The organism is Kitasatospora sp. NPDC001547 (assembly GCF_042894165.1).
Classification (GTDB): Bacteria; Actinomycetota; Actinomycetes; order Streptomycetales; family Streptomycetaceae; genus Kitasatospora.
Genome location: NZ_JBIAVL010000003.1, coordinates 317,277 through 333,187 on the forward strand (window position 1 = coordinate 317,277; position 15,911 = coordinate 333,187).

Here is a 15,911-nt window from a genome sequence, read left to right on the forward strand (position 1 = left end):
ATGACGAGAACCCCGGACAGCGTCGTCCGCTCCTACATCGACCGGCACCAGGCCGCCTTCCTCGCCGACCTCTCCGAGTGGCTGGCCATCCCGTCGGTCTCCGCCGACCCGGACCGGGCCGGCGACGTGCGGCGCTCGGCCGAGTGGCTGGCCGCCAAGCTGAGCGCGACCGGCTTTCCGGTGGCCGAGGTGTGGGAGACCGACGGTCTGCCGGCGGTGTTCGCCGAGTGGCCCTCCGGGGACCCGTCCGCGCCGACCGTCCTGGTCTACGGGCACCACGACGTGCAGCCCGCGGCCCGGGAGGACGGCTGGGACACCGAGCCGTTCACCCCGACCGTGGTCGACGGCCGGCTGTTCGCGCGCGGCGCCGCCGACGACAAGGGCCAGGTGTTCTTCCACACCCTGGGCGTGCGCGCCCACCTGGCCGCCACCGGCCGCACCGCGCCGGCCGTCAACCTCAAGCTGCTGATCGAGGGCGAGGAGGAGTCCGGCTCGCCGAACTTCCCCGCGCTGATCCGGCGCGAGGCCGGGCGGCTGGCCGCCGACGTGGTCGTCATCTCCGACACCGGCATGTGGTCCGCGACCACGCCGACCGTCTGCACCGGCATGCGCGGCCTGGCCGACGCCCAGATCGACCTCTACGGGCCGGACACCGACATCCACTCCGGCTCCTTCGGCGGCGCCGTCCCCAACCCGGCCCAGGTCGCGGCCGAGCTGGCCGCCGCCCTGCACGACGCCGACCGCAGGGTCGCGGTCCCGGGCTTCTACGACGGGGTCGTCGAGCTGACCGAGCGCGAGCGCGAGCTCTTCGCCGAGCTGCCCTTCGACGAGGAGCAGTGGCTGAAGGTCGCCAAGTCGTACGGCACCCGCGGCGAGGCCGGCTACTCCACCCTGGAGCGGATCTGGGCCCGCCCGACCGCCGAGGTCAACGGCATCTGGGGCGGCTACACCGGCCCCGGCGGCAAGACCATCGTCCCCACCTCGGCGCACCTCAAGCTGTCCTTCCGGCTGGTCGCCGGCCAGGAGGTGGAGAAGGTCCGCGACGCGGTCCGGGCCTGGGTGGCCGAGCGGGTGCCCGAGGGCGTCCGGTACGAGCTGGTCTTCCCGGGCGCGACCCGGCCCTGCCTGACCCCGCTGGACCACCCGGCGCTCCAGTCCACCGTCCGCGCGATGGGACGGGCCTTCGAGCAGAAGATCCTCTTCACCCGCGAGGGCGGCTCCGGCCCCGCCGCCGACCTCCAGGACGCGCTGGGCGCGCCGGTGCTGTTCCTCGGCATCTCGGTGCCCTCGGACGGCTGGCACTCGGTCAACGAGAAGGTCGAACTGGACCTGCTGGCCAAGGGCGTGGAGACCGCCGCCTACCTCTGGGGCGACCTGGCCGAGAACTTCCGGCCGGGGGAATGACCCCCGCCGTGCGCACCATGGCAGCCAGATCACTCATCCGGATGATTCACCACGTGGGGATGGAACAGACGTGAGCACCGTGCCTGAGACCGAGCGCCCGCTGCACCTGGCACTGGCCCGGTCCGGGGTGGACCGGGCGGCCGAGCACCGTTTCGACGAGCCCTGGCTGGCCGCCGCCTGGAGCCACCCGAACACCCGGGTCCTGCCGATCGCCGGCGGCGAGGCCTTCGTGGTCGACACCGCGCAGGGCACCGAACTCGTGCTGCTGCCCTCCTTCGAGGCGCCGCAGAACGGCGACCGGTACTTCCTCGGCACCGACGAGGACGGCGTCTCGTACTTCGCGCTGGCCGGCGAGAGCCTGCCCGGGCGGCTGGACGGCGACGCCCGCCCGGCCGGGCTGCGCGAGGTCGGCGGGCTGCTGTCCGACCGGGACGCCGGGCTGCTGGTGCACGCCGTGGCGCTGGAGCACTGGCACCGGCTGCACAGCTTCTGCTCGCGCTGCGGGCACCCGACCGAGAAGGCCGGCGCCGGGCACGTGCGGCGCTGCACCTCCTGCGCGGCCGAGCACTACCCGCGCACCGACCCTGCGGTGATCATGGTGATCACCGACGAGCAGGACCGCTGCCTGCTCGGCCGCCAGGCGCTGTGGCCGGAGGGCCGCTGGTCGACGCTGGCCGGCTTCGTCGAGCCGGGGGAGTCGATCGAGCAGGCGGTGGCCCGCGAGGTGCAGGAGGAGGCGGGCGTGCGGGTCGGCGAGGTGCACTACGTCGCCAGCCAGCCGTGGCCGTTCCCGTCCAGCCTGATGCTCGGCTTCACGGGCCGGGCGCTGCCCGGCGGCACCGAGATCACCGTGGACGGCGAGGAGCTGGCCGAGGCGCGCTGGTTCTCCCGCGAGGAGCTGCGGGCCGGGATGGCGGCGGGCGAGATCCTGCCGCCGTCCGGCATCTCGATCGCCCGGCACCTGGTCGAGCTCTGGTACGGGGAGCCGCTGCCCTCGGCGGCGCGCTGGTAGTCCCGGGTGGCGGGGCCGGTGGCCCCGGAGGCGCGCTGGTAGTCCTGGAGGCGGACCGGTGGCCCCGAGGCAGGAAAAGGGGGGCGCGTGGCAAATTCCATGCGCCCCCCTTTTCCTCTCCAATACCTTCCCGAATTCACCACGACCAGCTGTTCGTATCCGGACGGGCCAGTTCTGCTACCAGGAGGGGCCGTTAAGGGCGCGAAGTCAACCCGCTCGGACGATATTGCCGGAAACGGCTGAAACCGGCTCACCCCGCTCGCTACATTCACGAGGGTGACAATCCCCCGGGGCACCGCCCAATCCCCCAAATACCAGCGCCTCGCCGCGGACCTGCGCCGCCGGATCGCCGAGGGCGAGTTCACCGCCGACGCCGCCCTGCCGGTCGAGAGCGAACTGGAGCGCCAGTACGGCGTCGCCCGCAACACCGTCCGGCTCGCCGTCGACGTCCTGGTCAACGAGGGCCGACTGGTCCGCCTCCAGGGCAAGGGCACGTACCTGCGCGAGCACCCCGTCCTGGACCACCGCGCCTACGGGCCCGGCCTGACCCCCGCCCCGCGCGACTGCCTCGCCACGCCCTCCGCCGTCTACCTCGGCGAAGCCGCCGAGGCCGGGCGGGAACTCGGCACCGACTTCGAGATGATGATCGTCCGGGCCCGGGTGGACATCGCCGAACGGCTCGGACTGCGCCCCGGCGAGGCCATCGTGGTCCGCCGCCAGCTGCGGCTGCTCGACCGCGAGCCGTACTCCATCGAGGAGAGCCACTACCGGGCCGGCCTCGCCGCCGGCACCCCGCTGATGGAGCCCGACCCGGTCGAGGGCGGCGACGAGGCGGTGCTCGCCACCCTCGGGCGCACCGAGATCGGCGCGGTGGACCACCTGGTCGCGCGGATGCCGGGCCCCGAGGAGGCCCAGTGGTTCCAGGGCGGGCCCGGCGTCCCGCTGATGGTGCAGACCCGCGTCACCTACGACCGGCGCGGGCCCGTACGGGTCATCGAGACCCGCTACTCGGCCGACCGCAGCCGGCTCGTCTACGGCGTCGGCGACCTCGGCGCGCGCACCACCCTGCCCGCGCCCGCCACGCCCGTCGACCCGGCCCGGGCCGACGCGCCGTGACGCGCGCCGGCCCCGGCGGCCCGGGCCCGGCGGGGACGGGCAGGTGCCCGCGCCCCGCGGGCCCGGGTCCTACGGGCTCAGCCCGGTTCGGCGCGGGCCCGATCGACCCGGGGCTGTTCGACCCGGGGCTGTTCGGCTCGGGTCCTGCGGGCCCGGCCCTGACCGGCTCAGGCCGCCAGGGCCTTCTTGACCTGCAGCAGGCTCGGGTTCGTCATCACGACCTGCTCGCCCCCGCCGGCCGGCGTCACCAGCACCGTCGGAACGGTCTGGTTGCCGTTGTTCACCGACTCGACGAAGGACGCCGACGCCGGGTCCTCCTCGATGTTGATCTCGGTGTAGCCGATGCCTTCACGGTCCAGCTGGCTCTTGAGCCGGTTGCAGTACCCACACCAGGTCGTGCTGTACATCGTCACGCTGCCGGACATCGAGGGGGCTCCTTCGGAAGAGGGGTGCGTACGGTCTCCGGAGGGAACGTCCACCGGGCGGCGGGCATTCCGGCCCGCCGTCGACCGTCGTGCGGAGCGATCATCCTGCGATCGGACCGGGCCTGTGGACAACTCCGTCCGCGTTGTCCCACCGGGCTGAGAGGATGGAACGCATGCAGGAAGACCTCTTGAGCGGCAGCCCGTACGACGGCCCCCAGGGCTCCCCCTGGGCCGACCCCGGCGCCGCCACGGGCCCGGACGCCGTGCTCGCCGGGCTCGACCCCGAGCAGCGCGCCGTCGCCACCGCCCTGCAGGGCCCCGTCTGCGTCCTGGCCGGCGCCGGCACCGGCAAGACCCGCGCCATCACCCACCGGATCGCCTACGGCGTGCGCAGCGGCGTCTACCACCCCCAACAGGTCCTCGCCGTCACCTTCACCGCCCGCGCCGCCGGCGAGATGCGCGGCCGGCTGCGCCAGCTCGGCGCCGACGGCGTCCAGGCCCGCACCTTCCACGCCGCCGCCCTGCGCCAGCTCCAGTACTTCTGGCCCCGCGCCGTCGGCGGCCCCGTCCCCCAGCTCCTCGAACGCAAGGTCCAACTCGTCGCCGAGGCGGCCGGCCGCTGCGGCCTGCGCGTCCAGCGCACCGAACTGCGCGACCTCACCGCCGAGATCGAATGGGCCAAGGTCACCCAGATCGCCCCCGAGGACTACCCCGTCGCCGTCGCCAAGTCCGGCCGGGAGGCCCCCCGCGACCCGGCCGAGACCGCCCAGGTCTACCGCGTCTACGAGGAGGCCAAGAGCCGCCGCGGCAGCATCGACTTCGAGGACGTCCTGCTGCTCACCGCCGCCATCCTGGAGGACCGCCCGGACATCGCCGACCAGGTCCGCTCCCAGTACCGGCACTTCACCGTCGACGAGTACCAGGACGTCTCCCCGCTCCAGCAGCGCCTGCTCGACCAGTGGACCGGCCCCGACGGCGGCGCCAGCCTCTGCGTCGTCGGCGACGCCAGCCAGACCATCTACTCCTTCACCGGCGCCACCCCCGACTACCTGCTCAACTTCCGCAACCGGCACCCCGGGGCGACGGTGGTCAAGCTGGTCCGCGACTACCGCTCCACCCCCCAGGTCGTCCACCTCGCCAACGGACTGCTCGCCCAGGCCCGCGGCGAGGCCGCCCGGCACCGCCTGGAACTCGTCTCCCAGCGCGAGGCCGGCCCCGACCCCGTCTACACCGAGTACGAGGACGAGCCCACCGAGGCCGAGACCACCGGCCGCCGGATCAAGGAACTGCTCGCCGCCGGGGTGCGCGCCAGCGAGATCGCCGTGCTGTTCCGCACCAACGGCCAGTCCGAGGTCTACGAACAGGCCCTCGCCGACCTCGGCGTCCCCTACCAGCTCAAGGGCGCGGAACGGTTCTTCGAACGCCCCGAGGTCCGCGACGCCGGCGTACTGCTGCGCGGCGCCGCCCGGGCCGCCTCCGACCCGCTCACCGACGGCGCCCCCGACCTGGCCGGCCAGGTCCGCGCCGTGCTGGCCACCCGCGGCTTCACCGCCGAACCCCCGGCCGGCTCCGGCGCCGTCCGGGACCGCTGGGAGTCGCTCGCCGCCCTCGTCCGGCTGGCCGAGGAGTTCGAACGTACCCGCACCGAGGCCGGCCAGGCCACCGACCTCGCGGCCTACGTCGCCGAACTGGACGCCCGCGCCGCCGCCCAGCACGCCCCCGCCGTCGAAGGCGTCACGCTCGCCTCGCTGCACGCCGCCAAGGGCCTCGAATGGGACGCCGTCTTCCTGGTCGGCCTCACCGAGGGCACCCTGCCGATCATCTACGCCAAGACCGACGAACAGGTCGAGGAGGAGCGCCGCCTCCTCTACGTCGGGGTCACCCGCGCCCGCAAGCACCTCACCCTCTCCTGGGCGCTCTCCCGCTCCCCGGGCGGCCGGGCCAGCCGCAAGCCCAGCCGCTTCCTGGACGGGCTGCGCCCCGGCTCCGCCGCCCCGGGCGCGCGCACCGGCGCACGCGGCGGGCGAGGGGGCGTCGAGCCCGGCGAACGCTCCGCCGCGCGGCGGGTCCGCGGACCGGTCAAGTGCCGGGTCTGCGACAAGGTGCTCACCGAGGCCGTCGAACGCAAGCTGCGCCGCTGCGAGAGCTGCCCGTCCACGATGGACGAGGGGCTGTACGAGCGGCTGCGCGAGTGGCGGGCCCGGCAGGCGAAGAAGCAGGGCGCGCCGGCCTACGTGGTGTTCACCGACGCCACGCTGATGGCGATCGCCGAGGACGTGCCCGCCGGGCGCGGTGAGCTGGCCGCCATCTCCGGGGTCGGGGCCATGAAGCTGGACAAGTACGGGGCGGCCGTGCTCTCGTTGTGTGCGGGGGAGGAGCCCGAGGAGGATCCGGACGACGTCGAGGACGGCGGTCCGGTCGATCCGGCGTGAGCCGGTCCGGGCACGGTCCAGGGGGCCGCTTTCGAAGGCTGCGCAACCCGATGTGTGACGTGCCGAAGAACTCGCGTGAAAAATAGTTTGCGCCGCGTACCGGGAGCGCAATAGCCTGCCGGAGCGGTCAAGGGGACGCGGTCGCACGGGGTGAAACCTGTGCCCACGCCCCTCGCCCGAGAGCTTCACCGAGACAGACATCCGAACATTCGGAGCCAGGGAGACCAGGCTCCGCGAGACGCCGAGAGGAGGCGAAGACAGTGGGAAACATCATGATCACCAAAATGACTGGCCAGACCGTTGTCGCTGCCTCCCTGCGTGCCGCCCGTCTGCGGGCGCTCGCCGAGCTCGGTGGAACCGGTCTGGGTCTCGACACCACCGGTGTCTCCGTCGCCCCCGTTGTCAGTGGTCTTGGACACACTGATCTGTGCTTCACGGGCAGCAGGAGCGTCGACGGCACCTTTGTCGAGACCGGTCTGTCCCGTGACTGGGCGTCGTTCGGCACGTCGTGCTCCCCGCGCGATGAGCGACCGATCCAGGCACCGAAGGCGGCCGTAGCCGCCGCCACGCATGGCGGCTATGCGCAGGTCATCGGTGCCGAAAACGCCCAGAAGCAGAACGAGCAGCAGATCAACCAGGCCAAGGCCGCCTTCATCGGCGCCATGGCCATCCGGATGCAGGCCTTCCGCGGCCCTGAACCCTGGAGAGAACGAACCTGAGCCAGCCTCAGGTCGGCACCTCCAGGGCCGCGGAACCCGTCACACCGGGATCCGCGGCCCTTCTGTTTTGTCCGGTACGCAAGACCACCCAGGCCCTCCGGGGCCTCCGGCCCAGCACCACCAGTCCCCTGGGCCGGAACCACTGAGAAAAGACGAGGAAGACGCCCACAGTGTCCACGGTCATCACACCGCCCACCCCGTCCGTACCGCCGACAAGCCAGATCACCAAGGCCGACCAGGCCGACCCCCCGGAGGTTCCTTCCATGCAGCTCAGCTCGATCGAGCAGGCCGAGTCCCTCGGTCTCCCCATCCCCTGCCGCGCCTTCGACCCCGAGGTCTTCTTCGCCGAGACGCCGGCCGACGTCGAGTACGCGAAGTCCCTCTGCGGCACCTGCCCGGTGAAGGACGCCTGTCTGGCCGGCGCCCTGGAGCGGCGTGAGCCGTGGGGCGTCTGGGGTGGCGAGCTGTTCGTCCAGGGCGTCGTGGTGGCCCGCAAGCGTCCCCGTGGCCGTCCGCGCAAGACCGAGGTCATGGCGTGAACCCCGCCGACGAGCCCAGGGCCGTCCGCAGGGGAGAGCAGCCCCCGCTGGACAGCGCCCTCCGCCGATCCGTGCGGATCGCCGCCGCCAAGGCCGACGCCGCAGCCCGCATCCCGTTCCCGAGCAAGCACCACGAGCAGGACCACGACATGAACCCCGCCGCCGTCGATCCCACCGCCCGCGCCGAGCAGGCCACCGAACTCCAGACCCAGAACAGGATCCTCGAGATGCAACTCCTCCACGAATCCCTGGCCCGTGCCCATATGCAAGACAGGCTGCACGAGGCCGAGAACCAACGGCTCGTCACCCGCGTCATCCGGGCCCGCAGGCTCAGGCAGCGGGCCGAGCGGGCCTCGATGCGGGCCCGCAAGGCGCTCGCCGTCGCGCTGATGTAGGGCGCCCCCGTGGGCCCGTCCTTCGCGGGCCCTCGCCGGACTCCGGTCCACCCCCGTCGTGCCGCAGGCCGCTCCCCTTGGTGGGGGAGCGGCCTGCGGCCGTCGTCGCGGCGCCGGGGGTCAGTCCTTGCGGACCCGGGCGGGCTCGTCGGCCCCGGTGGACTTCGCCGGCCGGTGGTCGGCGAACTCCGGCAGCCACTCCAGCATCTCCGCGCGGAACGGCGCCTTGGCACCCAGCTGGCAGAGCACTCCGATGGTGCTCAGCGTCACCCGGTGGATCAGCAGGTACGCCGGGGGCAGGTTCAGCTGCTTGCCCAGGTTGTAGGCGGGCGAGCGCGGGTCGGCGATCCGGGCCGCCTGGGCGCGCATCCAGGTCCGGGTGAAGTGGAAGTTCTCCACCGCGGCCGGCTCGATGATCGGCAGCAGGTAGTCCAGCACCGCGTCCGGGTCCAGCCGGACCGAGGGCTTCACGAAGCCCTCCTCGCGCAGCATCCGGAGCACGCCCGCCGCGTCCCCGGCCAGCGCCATCCGCAGCGAGGCCCCGATCGGCGCGGGCAGCCCGCCGGGCAGCCGGTCCACGGTGCCGAAGTCCAGCACGCCCAGCCGCCAGCCCGACACCGGGCCGTCGTCCTTCAGCAGCCGGAAGTTGCCCGGGTGCGGGTCGGCGTGCAGCAGACCGGTCCGGGACGGGCCGGCGAACAGGAAGCGGGCCAGCAGCTGCCCGGCGCGGTCGCGCTCCTCCTGGGTGCCGCCCGCGATCACCTCGGCCAGCGGGGTGCCGGCCATCCACTCGGTGACCAGCACCTGGTCCGCCTGGGCCACCACGCCCGGCACCACGATGTCCGGGTCGTCCGTGAACTCCTCGGCGTGCCGGCGCTGGGCCTGTGCCTCCAGCTCGTAGTCCAGTTCCTCGGAGACGCGCTCGCGCAGCTCGGCGATCAGCGGCTTGATGTCCAGCCCCGGGATCAGCGGGCCCAGCAGCCAGGCCACCCGGCTCAGCTGCGAGAGGTCCGCGAGCAGCGCGTCGCCCGCGCCCGGGTACTGCACCTTGACGGCGACCGTGCGGCCGTCGTGCCAGACCGCCCTGTGCACCTGGCCGATCGAGGCGGCGGCCGCGGGCCGGTCGTCGAACTCCCGGAACAGCTCGCGCCAGTCGTCACCGAGCCGCTGGGCGAGCGCGGTGTGCACCTTGGCGGCCGGCATCGGGGGAGCGGCGTCCTGGAGCTTGGTGAGCGCCGCCCGGTACGGCCCGGCGACCTCCTCGGGCAGCGCGGCCTCGAAGACGGACAGCACCTGCCCGAACTTCATGGCCCCGCCCTTGAGTTCACCGAGGACCTTGAACAGCTGGTCGGCGGTGGCCTGTTGGAGCTCGGCGGTGACCACCTCGGCGGAGCGGCCGCCGATCCGCCTGCCCAGGCCGAGCGTGGCGCGGCCGGCTATCCCCAGCGGCAGGGCGGCGAGCCGTGCCGTGCGGGTCACTGCCTTGCGCGGAAGATCGCTCACCCCGGGCCTCCATTCCCATGGCCCCCCGGTGCCGGGCGGCCGACCATCTCTACGCCATTGTGCCCGCTCCCCGCTACGTGCCCGCCGGAATTCCGCGGGGCGGGGCGGGAGCGGCCTCCCTTTGCGGGGAGTTGGGGGGCTTGGTCCGGGTGGGGCGGGGGTGGGTGCTGGGGGTTGTGCGCAGGAAGTCGGCTCGGCCGACTTCCTGCGCGGAGGAGAGTTGTGACGTTGCTTGCTTCCCGGGGCCCCCTCCCCCCTCCCCCCCACCCGCCCGCCCTCACCACCCACCACCCGCCGCACCCGCCGCCCACCCACCGCCCTGCCCACCCACCCACCCACCCGGCTCGTGCCCCGAGTGGTGGGTTCCCCGTTCCCGTGTGCAGGCCCGCGCCCTGCCCGGGGCAGGGCGCGGGCCTCGGAAGGCCTCTCGTGCCCGCCCCCGTGGGGCGTCGACCCCGGTCCGGGGTTGGTCGGGACCGCGGGCTCACCTGGCCGTCGGCTCGTCCGGCCGGGTGGGTGCCCGCGGTGCCGTGGGGAGGCCGGTGGCTGCCGAGCCGTGCAGCCGCCGGGCCTGCTCCCGTCAGTTCGGTCCTGCTCCTCCTACTCCTCCGTCCCCGCTCCTCACGCCGGCGGCAGCGGCTGCCACAGGCAGCCGCAGTCCGGATGCCCGCGCAGCCGCAGGCGCCGTGGCATGCCGTCCCCGGCCGAGACCTCGCACCAGCCGTCCACGCTCGGTGGCCGACCGCCGTCCAGGAACACCTGGACGTGCAGTGCCGCCAAGCCGGCGACCGCCGTCGCCAGCGCCGTGTCGCACGCCGGGGTACGGGCCCGGCCGGGGCCTGCGTCGGCCAGCTGGGCCAGCACCCGTGGCCAGGCGGCGTCCTCGTCCTCCCGCCGCAGCACCAGGCAGTGCCCACAGGCCGACATCCCCGGGATCACCAGCGGCCCGATGATGCCGAACTCCTCGACCACGCCCACGTAGAGGTGCGGCACCCCGGCCCGCAGCAGCAGCCGGGCCTCGTACGTCCCGCCCGCGAAGGCGGCGCTGCCGTCCCGGGGCGCGAGGACCACGAAGTCCGGTGGCGGGTCCCCGGGCCGGCGCCGGGGCACCGGAGCCGGAGGCCGGCCGGCGGCGCGCTGCACCGCCTCCCGGGCCGCCGTCGAGCGCAGCCGTCCGACGTCCCCGGGCGTCAGCCCGGCCGGGGAGCAGTCGCCGGGCTTCACCCGGCCGCCGTCCGCGACCGTGACCGTCCCGGTGCCGCCGGCGGCGAGCACCGCCGCCACGGCGGCGCCGACCCGGCCCGCGCCGCGCACCTCGATCCGGGTGTCGGCCCGGCGGCCCAGGACGGCCGGTGCGGCGCCCGGCCCGGAGTGGACCAGGGAGAGCGAGGCGAGGTCCGGTTCGAGGACGGCCCGCTGCTGCGAGGGGAAGCGGGCCAGTGCCCGGGCGCCGGCCTCGGCGTCGTCCAGCAGGCCGGTCTCCTCCAGCCCGGTGAGCAGGGCGTCGGCCGGTTCGCGGCCGAGCCCGATGCGTTCGCCCTCGTCGAGGAGCTCCGGTCGGTCGCGCGTCCCGTCGAGCAGCGCGAGGAAGTCGCAGAGGGTCTTGTCGGCGTTGCCGAGCACCCCGGCGAACCGGGTGACGGTGCCGAACTGCAGGGTTTCCGAGTCCCGCCAGCTGCGGGACAGCGCGGGCTTGAGGGCGAGGCGCACGACGATCTCCCTTCCGATCGTTTCCGGACGGCTGACCGCAGCTTGCCCCATCGCGGCGGTGTCGTGCGGAAAGTTATCCACAGGGACGTGCATATGATCACGCCATCCGTTCGCACGCCCTGTGGATAACCGGCCATCCTCCCCGGCGTCGGTTTCCGGACACCCGCCGTCGACTTTTCGTTCCCGATCACTCCATGAAAGATTCCGGCCATGGCAGCGGACTTCTGTCCGTGGTACGGGGTAACGTCGTGTGCCATGGCAGCCGAGCGGGACTCCCATCCACCGGCGTCGCGTCGGCGTGCCCGTGCCGCGTCCGGGTCGCAGGTCGCGGCGCCGAACACGCGCGGGCGCCCGGACCAGCGGCAGCAGCCGAGGCCGGCCCCGCCGCCGCCCACCGGCGCCGTGCCCCCCGAGGCGCACGACCGCGGCCGGGTCGAGGTGCGGCGCAGCGCCCGCCGCAGCCGTACCGTCTCCGCCTACCGCGAGGGCGATCGCACCGTCGTGCTGATTCCGGCCCGGATGTCGCACGCCGAGGAGCAGCGCTGGGTCGCGCAGATGCTGGAGAAGCTCGCCGCCCAGGAGTCCCGGCGGATCCCCGGTGACGAGGCCCTGATGGCCCGGGCCCGCGAGCTGTCGGCGGCGTACCTGGATGACCGCGCCCGGCCCAGCCTGGTCCGCTGGGTCACCAACCAGAATTCCCGCTGGGGCTCCTGCACCCCCAGCGAGGGGACGATCCGCCTCTCCCACCGTCTCCAGGGCATGCCCGAGTACGTGCTGGACTACGTGCTGCTGCACGAGCTGGCGCACCTGCTGGTGCCGGACCACGGTCCGGCGTTCTGGGCCTTGCTGGAGGCCTACCCGCGGACCGAGCGGGCCCGCGGCTACCTGGAGGGCGTGGTCTCCGCCGCCCGGTTGCCGCACATCCCCGGCGCGCGGAACGCGGCCCCGAGTCCGACCGGGCCGGATCCGGCGGCCTCCTGCGGCTGAGGCCGCGGCGGGTTCAGGTCCGGGGCCGGAGCGGTGTGAGCCGCAGGCCGGTCGGTTCGACCGGAGGAACGACGGAAGGGGGCGCGGACCGACAAGGTCCGCGCCCCCTTCCGCTGTCGCACCTCAGCTGGTCAGCTGCCGTGCCCGCGCCACCAGGTCGCGCACCGAGTGGTCGGTGAGCTCCGGCAGCCGGTCGTAGTCGAACCAGCGCAGGTCCAGCGACTCCTCGCTGATCAGCGCCTGCGCGCCGACCGGGGCCAGCGCGATGTACTGGACGTCCAGGTGGGTGTTCTCCGGCCGGTCCTTGCCGGTGCAGCGGACCAGGTGCCGGTCCAGCTTGGCCGGCACCGGGGCGCCGCCGCTCTCCAGCAGCACCAGGTCGGGGATGCCGGACTCCTCGACGGCCTCGCGCAGCGCGGCCGAGGCGAGGTCGCGGTCGCCGGGCTCGCAGTGCCCGCCCATCTGGAGCCACATGCCGACCTTGGGGTGCAGGGTGAGCAGCACCCGCCCGGCGGCCGCGTCGACGACCGCCGCGCTCGCCGTGATGTGCGCGGGCAGGCAGGAGCGGTAGAGGCCCTCCGGCTGCGCGGCGAGGTGCTCCAGGTAGTCGAGCCGCAGCCGCTCCTGGTCCTGGTCGGCGGGCCGCCACCCGGTCAGCGTGCGGACGGCGTCCGCGTGCAGGCCGACGGCGGGGGTTCCGGTGCCGGGGGCCCCGGTGGCGGTCGTCTCGGTGGCCGTCATGCGGTGGGCTCGCCCTTTCCGTCGGTGCCGTCCTCGTCGCCCTTCGGCTGCTCGTCCTTCTTGGTGAGGTCGGGCTTGCCGGCCGCGGCCTCGCCGAGCAGCTTGTCGAAGGCGTCGAAGTCGATGCCGCCCTCCAGGTCGTCGGCGGAGCCCCGGTGCACGAAGGCGTCCGGGTCGTCCAGGTCGGCGGCGGTGGGCAGCATGTCCGGGTGCTCCCAGAGCGCGTCGCGGCCCTCGATGCCGCGGGCGTCGGCGAGCAGCGCCCAGAGCCGGGAGGCGTCGCGCAGCCGGCGCGGGCGCAGTTCCAGGCCGACGAGGGTGGCGAAGGTCTGCTCGGCGGGCCCGCCGGCCGCGCGGCGGCGGCGGACGGTCTCGCGCAGCGCGCCGGCCTGCGGCAGGTGCGGTGCGGCGGCGGCGTGCACGACGGCGTCGACCCAGCCCTCGACCAGGGCGAGGGCGGTCTCCAGGCGGGCGAGCGCGGCCTTCTGCTCGGGGGTGTCCTCGGGCTGGAGCAGGCCGCCGGCCAGCGCCTCCTGGAGGGCCTCCGGGTTGGTCGGGTCGAGTTGGCCGACCAGTTCCTCCATCCGGGAGGTGTCGACCTTGATGCCGCGGGCGTAGGCCTCGACGGCGCCCAGCAGGTGGGCCCGCAGCCACGGCACGTGGGCGAAGAGCCGCTGGTGGGCGGCCTCGCGCAGGGCGAGGTAGAGGCGGACCTCGTCGGCGGGCACGTTCAGGCCCTCGCCGAACTCGGCGACGTTCTGCGGCAGCAGCGCGGCCTTGCCGGCCGGGGCGAGCGGCAGGCCGACGTCGGCGGAGCCGACCACCTCGCCGGCGAGCGCGCCGAGCGCCTGGCCGATCTGGGTGCCGAACATGGCGCCGCCCATCGAGCGCATCACGCCCATCAGCGGGCCGGCCATGGCCTGCATCTCCTCGGGCAGGACGCCGCCCATGGCGTTGCCGACCCGCTCGGCGACCGGGTCCACCAGGTCCTTCCAGACCGGGAGGGTGGCCTCGATCCACTCGGCGCGGCTCCAGGCGACGGCGGTGCCGGCGCCGGAGGGGAACTCGGTGGAGCCGTCGAGCCACAGGTCGGCCAGGCGGACGGCCTCGACGACGGCGGAGCGCTCGGCCGCGCTGACCGAGCGGTCCTTGCTCTTGCCCTCGGCGGGCTCGGCGACCACGGTCTGGCGGGCGATGTTGGTGGCGAGGTCCCAGTTCACCGGGCCGCCCTCGAACGAGAGCATCTGGCCGAGCTGCTGGAAGGCGGCGCCGAGGTCGCCCGGGTTCATGCCGCCGAACATCGCCGCGAAGGGGTTGTCGGCGCCGGGGCCGCCCGGGGCGCCGGGCATCCCGAACATCGCGCCGAAGGGGTTGCCGCCGCCGAAGCCGAACGGCTGCGGACCGCTGCCGGACTGCTCCTGGTCCTTCTTCTTCTGCGCGTCGTCGGGCTTGGCCTTGCCGTCCTCGGGCTCCTCGGGAGGAACGCCGAATCCGAAGGGAAGGTCGCTCACGGGGTCCTCGATCCGGTCGGCCGTCATGCGGGTGTGGCGGAAAAGTCTGCGCCCGGGGCGGCGGCGGAGTGGGGGACTCGGGGACGGCTCCCGTGCGGCAGGCCCGCGCCGGGTGCACCGCCGGGCCTTCGCCTCGGGCAGGATGGACGTACGTGACACACGTCCGTACGCACATAAAGCTAACCGTGGAGGATGGCCGGTGAGTTCCCCGCCCTCGGACGTTCGCTCTGGGCTGACCGGAGGAGAGGACGCGCCGGACACCACGGCGCCGCCGTCTCCAGCCTACGGCGGACGGCCGCTGACCGTGGCGGTCACCGGCGCCGCGGGTGTCCTCGGCGAGCGGGTGGCCGCCCGGCTGGTGGCGTCCCCGCACGTGCGCAGGGTCCTCGCGGTGGACGACCGGCGCGGCGACGTGCCGGGTGTCCAGTGGCGGGTGCTCGACGTGCGCGACCCGGCGGTGGCCGAGCGGCTGGCCGGGGTCGACGTGGTGGTGCACCTGGCGATGGACTTCGGCATGGAGTCCGACGCCCGGGCCCGCAGCGCCTACAACGTGCGCGGCGCCCAGACGGTGCTGACCGCGGCCGCGGCCGCCGGGGTGCACCGGGTGGTGCTGTGCACCTCGGCGATGGTCTACGGCGCGCTGGCCGACAACGAGGTGCCGCTGGCGGAGGACTCCGAGCTGCGGGCCACCGAGGAGGCCTCGCTGGTCGGGGACCTGCTGGAGATCGAGCGGCTGGCCCGCCGGGCGCCGCGCGCCCACCCGGGCCTCCAGGTGACGGTGCTGCGCCCGGCCGTGGTGGTGGGCCCCGGCGTGGACACCGTGCTGACCAGGCACTTCGAGGCGCCCCGGCTGCTGGTGGTGGCCGGTTCCCGGCCGTGCTGGCAGTTCTGCCACGTGGACGACCTGGCGGCGGCGCTGGAGTACGCGGCGCTGGGCCTGGTCGAGGGCGAGGTGACGGTCGGCTGCGACGGCTGGCTGGAGCAGGAGGACGTCGAGCGGCTGTCCGGGATCCGGCGGATGGAGCTGCCGGCCTCGCTGGCGCTGGGCACGGCGGCGCGGCTGCACCGGCTGGGCCTGACCCCGGCCCCGGCCGGCGACCTCGCGTACACGATGTACCCGTGGGTGGTGTCCGGCAGCCGGCTGCACGAGGCGGGCTGGCGCCCGGCGCACACCAACGAGCGGGTGCTGGCCGAGCTGCTGGAGCAGGTGTCGGGCAAGCACGCGGTGGCCGGGCGGCGGCTGGGCGGCAAGGAGGCGGCGACCAGCCTGGGGGCGGCCGGGGCGACGGTGGCGCTGGTCGGTACGGCGGCGCTGGTGCGCCGGGCCCGAAAGCGGCGGAGGTTCTGACCGGCCGCGCGAGCCGGTCGACCGACGCCGTTTCTCACGATGCGAAATCTCCCCGTCGTGATGCGGAAG

At 74.3% G+C, this 15,911-nt stretch carries 14 protein-coding genes; 9 read left to right on the plus strand and 5 right to left on the minus strand.

The genetic code is table 11. The annotated features are described in order from the left end of the window. The 3 genes from ACFY0X_RS07150 (at position 1) to ACFY0X_RS07160 (ending at position 3,532) form a co-directional block, all read left to right on the plus strand. Positions 1–1,404: a dipeptidase gene (locus ACFY0X_RS07150; RefSeq protein WP_387749990.1), complete on the plus strand. Its 1,404-nt coding sequence runs from the start codon at positions 1–3 to the stop codon at positions 1,402–1,404. Positions 1,405–1,474: 70 nt separating this feature from the next. Beyond that, positions 1,475–2,416: an NAD(+) diphosphatase gene (nudC, locus tag ACFY0X_RS07155; protein ID WP_387749992.1), complete on the plus strand. Its 942-nt coding sequence runs from the start codon at positions 1,475–1,477 to the stop codon at positions 2,414–2,416. Between the two features lie 276 nt (positions 2,417–2,692). Next, entirely contained in the window at positions 2,693–3,532 is an 840-nt protein-coding gene (locus ACFY0X_RS07160; protein ID WP_387749995.1) for a GntR family transcriptional regulator, read from the plus strand. A 167-nt stretch (positions 3,533–3,699) separates the two neighbouring features. On the opposite strand, the gene ACFY0X_RS07165 is transcribed toward ACFY0X_RS07160, so the two are convergent. Further along, positions 3,700–3,957 carry a mycoredoxin gene (locus tag ACFY0X_RS07165; protein ID WP_387749999.1) on the minus strand — a complete coding sequence of 86 codons (258 nt, stop codon included), beginning with the start codon at positions 3,955–3,957 and terminating at the stop codon, positions 3,700–3,702. Positions 3,958–4,121: 164 nt separating this feature from the next. On the opposite strand from ACFY0X_RS07165, the gene ACFY0X_RS07170 reads away from it, so the two are divergent. The 4 genes from ACFY0X_RS07170 (at position 4,122) to ACFY0X_RS07185 (ending at position 8,042) form a co-directional block, all read left to right on the plus strand. Next, positions 4,122–6,389 (plus strand): ATP-dependent DNA helicase UvrD2, encoded by a 2,268-nt coding sequence (locus ACFY0X_RS07170; RefSeq protein ID WP_387750001.1) that lies wholly within the window; start codon positions 4,122–4,124, stop codon positions 6,387–6,389. 272 nt (positions 6,390–6,661) lie between these two features. Continuing rightward, positions 6,662–7,108: a hypothetical protein gene (locus tag ACFY0X_RS07175; RefSeq protein ID WP_387750004.1), complete on the plus strand. Its 447-nt coding sequence runs from the start codon at positions 6,662–6,664 to the stop codon at positions 7,106–7,108. A gap of 170 nt (positions 7,109–7,278) precedes the next feature. Beyond that, entirely contained in the window at positions 7,279–7,647 is a 369-nt protein-coding gene (locus ACFY0X_RS07180; protein ID WP_374120130.1) for a WhiB family transcriptional regulator, read from the plus strand. Further along, the gene (locus tag ACFY0X_RS07185) at positions 7,644–8,042 is read left to right on the plus strand and encodes a hypothetical protein (protein WP_387750007.1); all 399 of its coding nucleotides are present in this window, start codon (positions 7,644–7,646) and stop codon (positions 8,040–8,042) included. Before ACFY0X_RS07180 ends, ACFY0X_RS07185 begins: the two co-directional genes overlap by 4 nt. Positions 8,043–8,162: 120 nt before the next feature. On the opposite strand, the gene ACFY0X_RS07190 is transcribed toward ACFY0X_RS07185, so the two are convergent. Continuing rightward, complete coding sequence (locus tag ACFY0X_RS07190; RefSeq protein ID WP_387750010.1) at positions 8,163–9,545, minus strand: ABC1 kinase family protein; 1,383 nt, start codon at positions 9,543–9,545, stop codon at positions 8,163–8,165. Positions 9,546–10,166: 621 nt separating this feature from the next. Then, the gene (locus ACFY0X_RS07195; protein WP_387750013.1) at positions 10,167–11,255 is read right to left on the minus strand and encodes a ThiF family adenylyltransferase; all 1,089 of its coding nucleotides are present in this window, start codon (positions 11,253–11,255) and stop codon (positions 10,167–10,169) included. A gap of 402 nt (positions 11,256–11,657) precedes the next feature. Between ACFY0X_RS07195 and ACFY0X_RS07200 the strand changes: the two genes are divergently transcribed. Then, the gene (locus ACFY0X_RS07200; protein ID WP_387750016.1) at positions 11,658–12,242 is read left to right on the plus strand and encodes a M48 family metallopeptidase; all 585 of its coding nucleotides are present in this window, start codon (positions 11,658–11,660) and stop codon (positions 12,240–12,242) included. Between the two features lie 123 nt (positions 12,243–12,365). Here ACFY0X_RS07200 and ACFY0X_RS07205 read toward each other — a convergent pair whose 3' ends face one another. Together ACFY0X_RS07205 and ACFY0X_RS07210 are read right to left on the minus strand one after the other, a co-directional pair. Continuing rightward, a complete protein-coding gene (locus ACFY0X_RS07205; RefSeq protein WP_387750019.1) occupies positions 12,366–12,983 on the minus strand; it encodes an NUDIX hydrolase in 618 nt (205 codons plus the stop codon). After that, entirely contained in the window at positions 12,980–14,494 is a 1,515-nt protein-coding gene (locus ACFY0X_RS07210; protein WP_387750022.1) for a zinc-dependent metalloprotease, read from the minus strand. Before ACFY0X_RS07210 ends, ACFY0X_RS07205 begins: the two co-directional genes overlap by 4 nt. A 199-nt stretch (positions 14,495–14,693) precedes the next feature. Between ACFY0X_RS07210 and ACFY0X_RS07215 the strand changes: the two genes are divergently transcribed. Continuing rightward, positions 14,694–15,842 carry an NAD-dependent epimerase/dehydratase family protein gene (locus ACFY0X_RS07215; RefSeq protein ID WP_387750025.1) on the plus strand — a complete coding sequence of 383 codons (1,149 nt, stop codon included), beginning with the start codon at positions 14,694–14,696 and terminating at the stop codon, positions 15,840–15,842. The last annotated feature ends 69 nt before the right edge of the window (positions 15,843–15,911 follow it).

Coding starts and splice junctions, on each gene's coding strand:
- ACFY0X_RS07150 (WP_387749990.1), top strand. CDS start 1: ATGACGAGAACCCCGGACAGCGTCGTCCGCTCCTACATCGACCGGCAC.
- ACFY0X_RS07165 (WP_387749999.1), bottom strand. CDS start 3,957: ATGTCCGGCAGCGTGACGATGTACAGCACGACCTGGTGTGGGTACTGC.
- ACFY0X_RS07170 (WP_387750001.1), top strand. CDS start 4,122: ATGGAACGCATGCAGGAAGACCTCTTGAGCGGCAGCCCGTACGACGGC.
- ACFY0X_RS07175 (WP_387750004.1), top strand. CDS start 6,662: ATGATCACCAAAATGACTGGCCAGACCGTTGTCGCTGCCTCCCTGCGT.
- ACFY0X_RS07205 (WP_387750019.1), bottom strand. CDS start 12,983: ATGACGGCCACCGAGACGACCGCCACCGGGGCCCCCGGCACCGGAACC.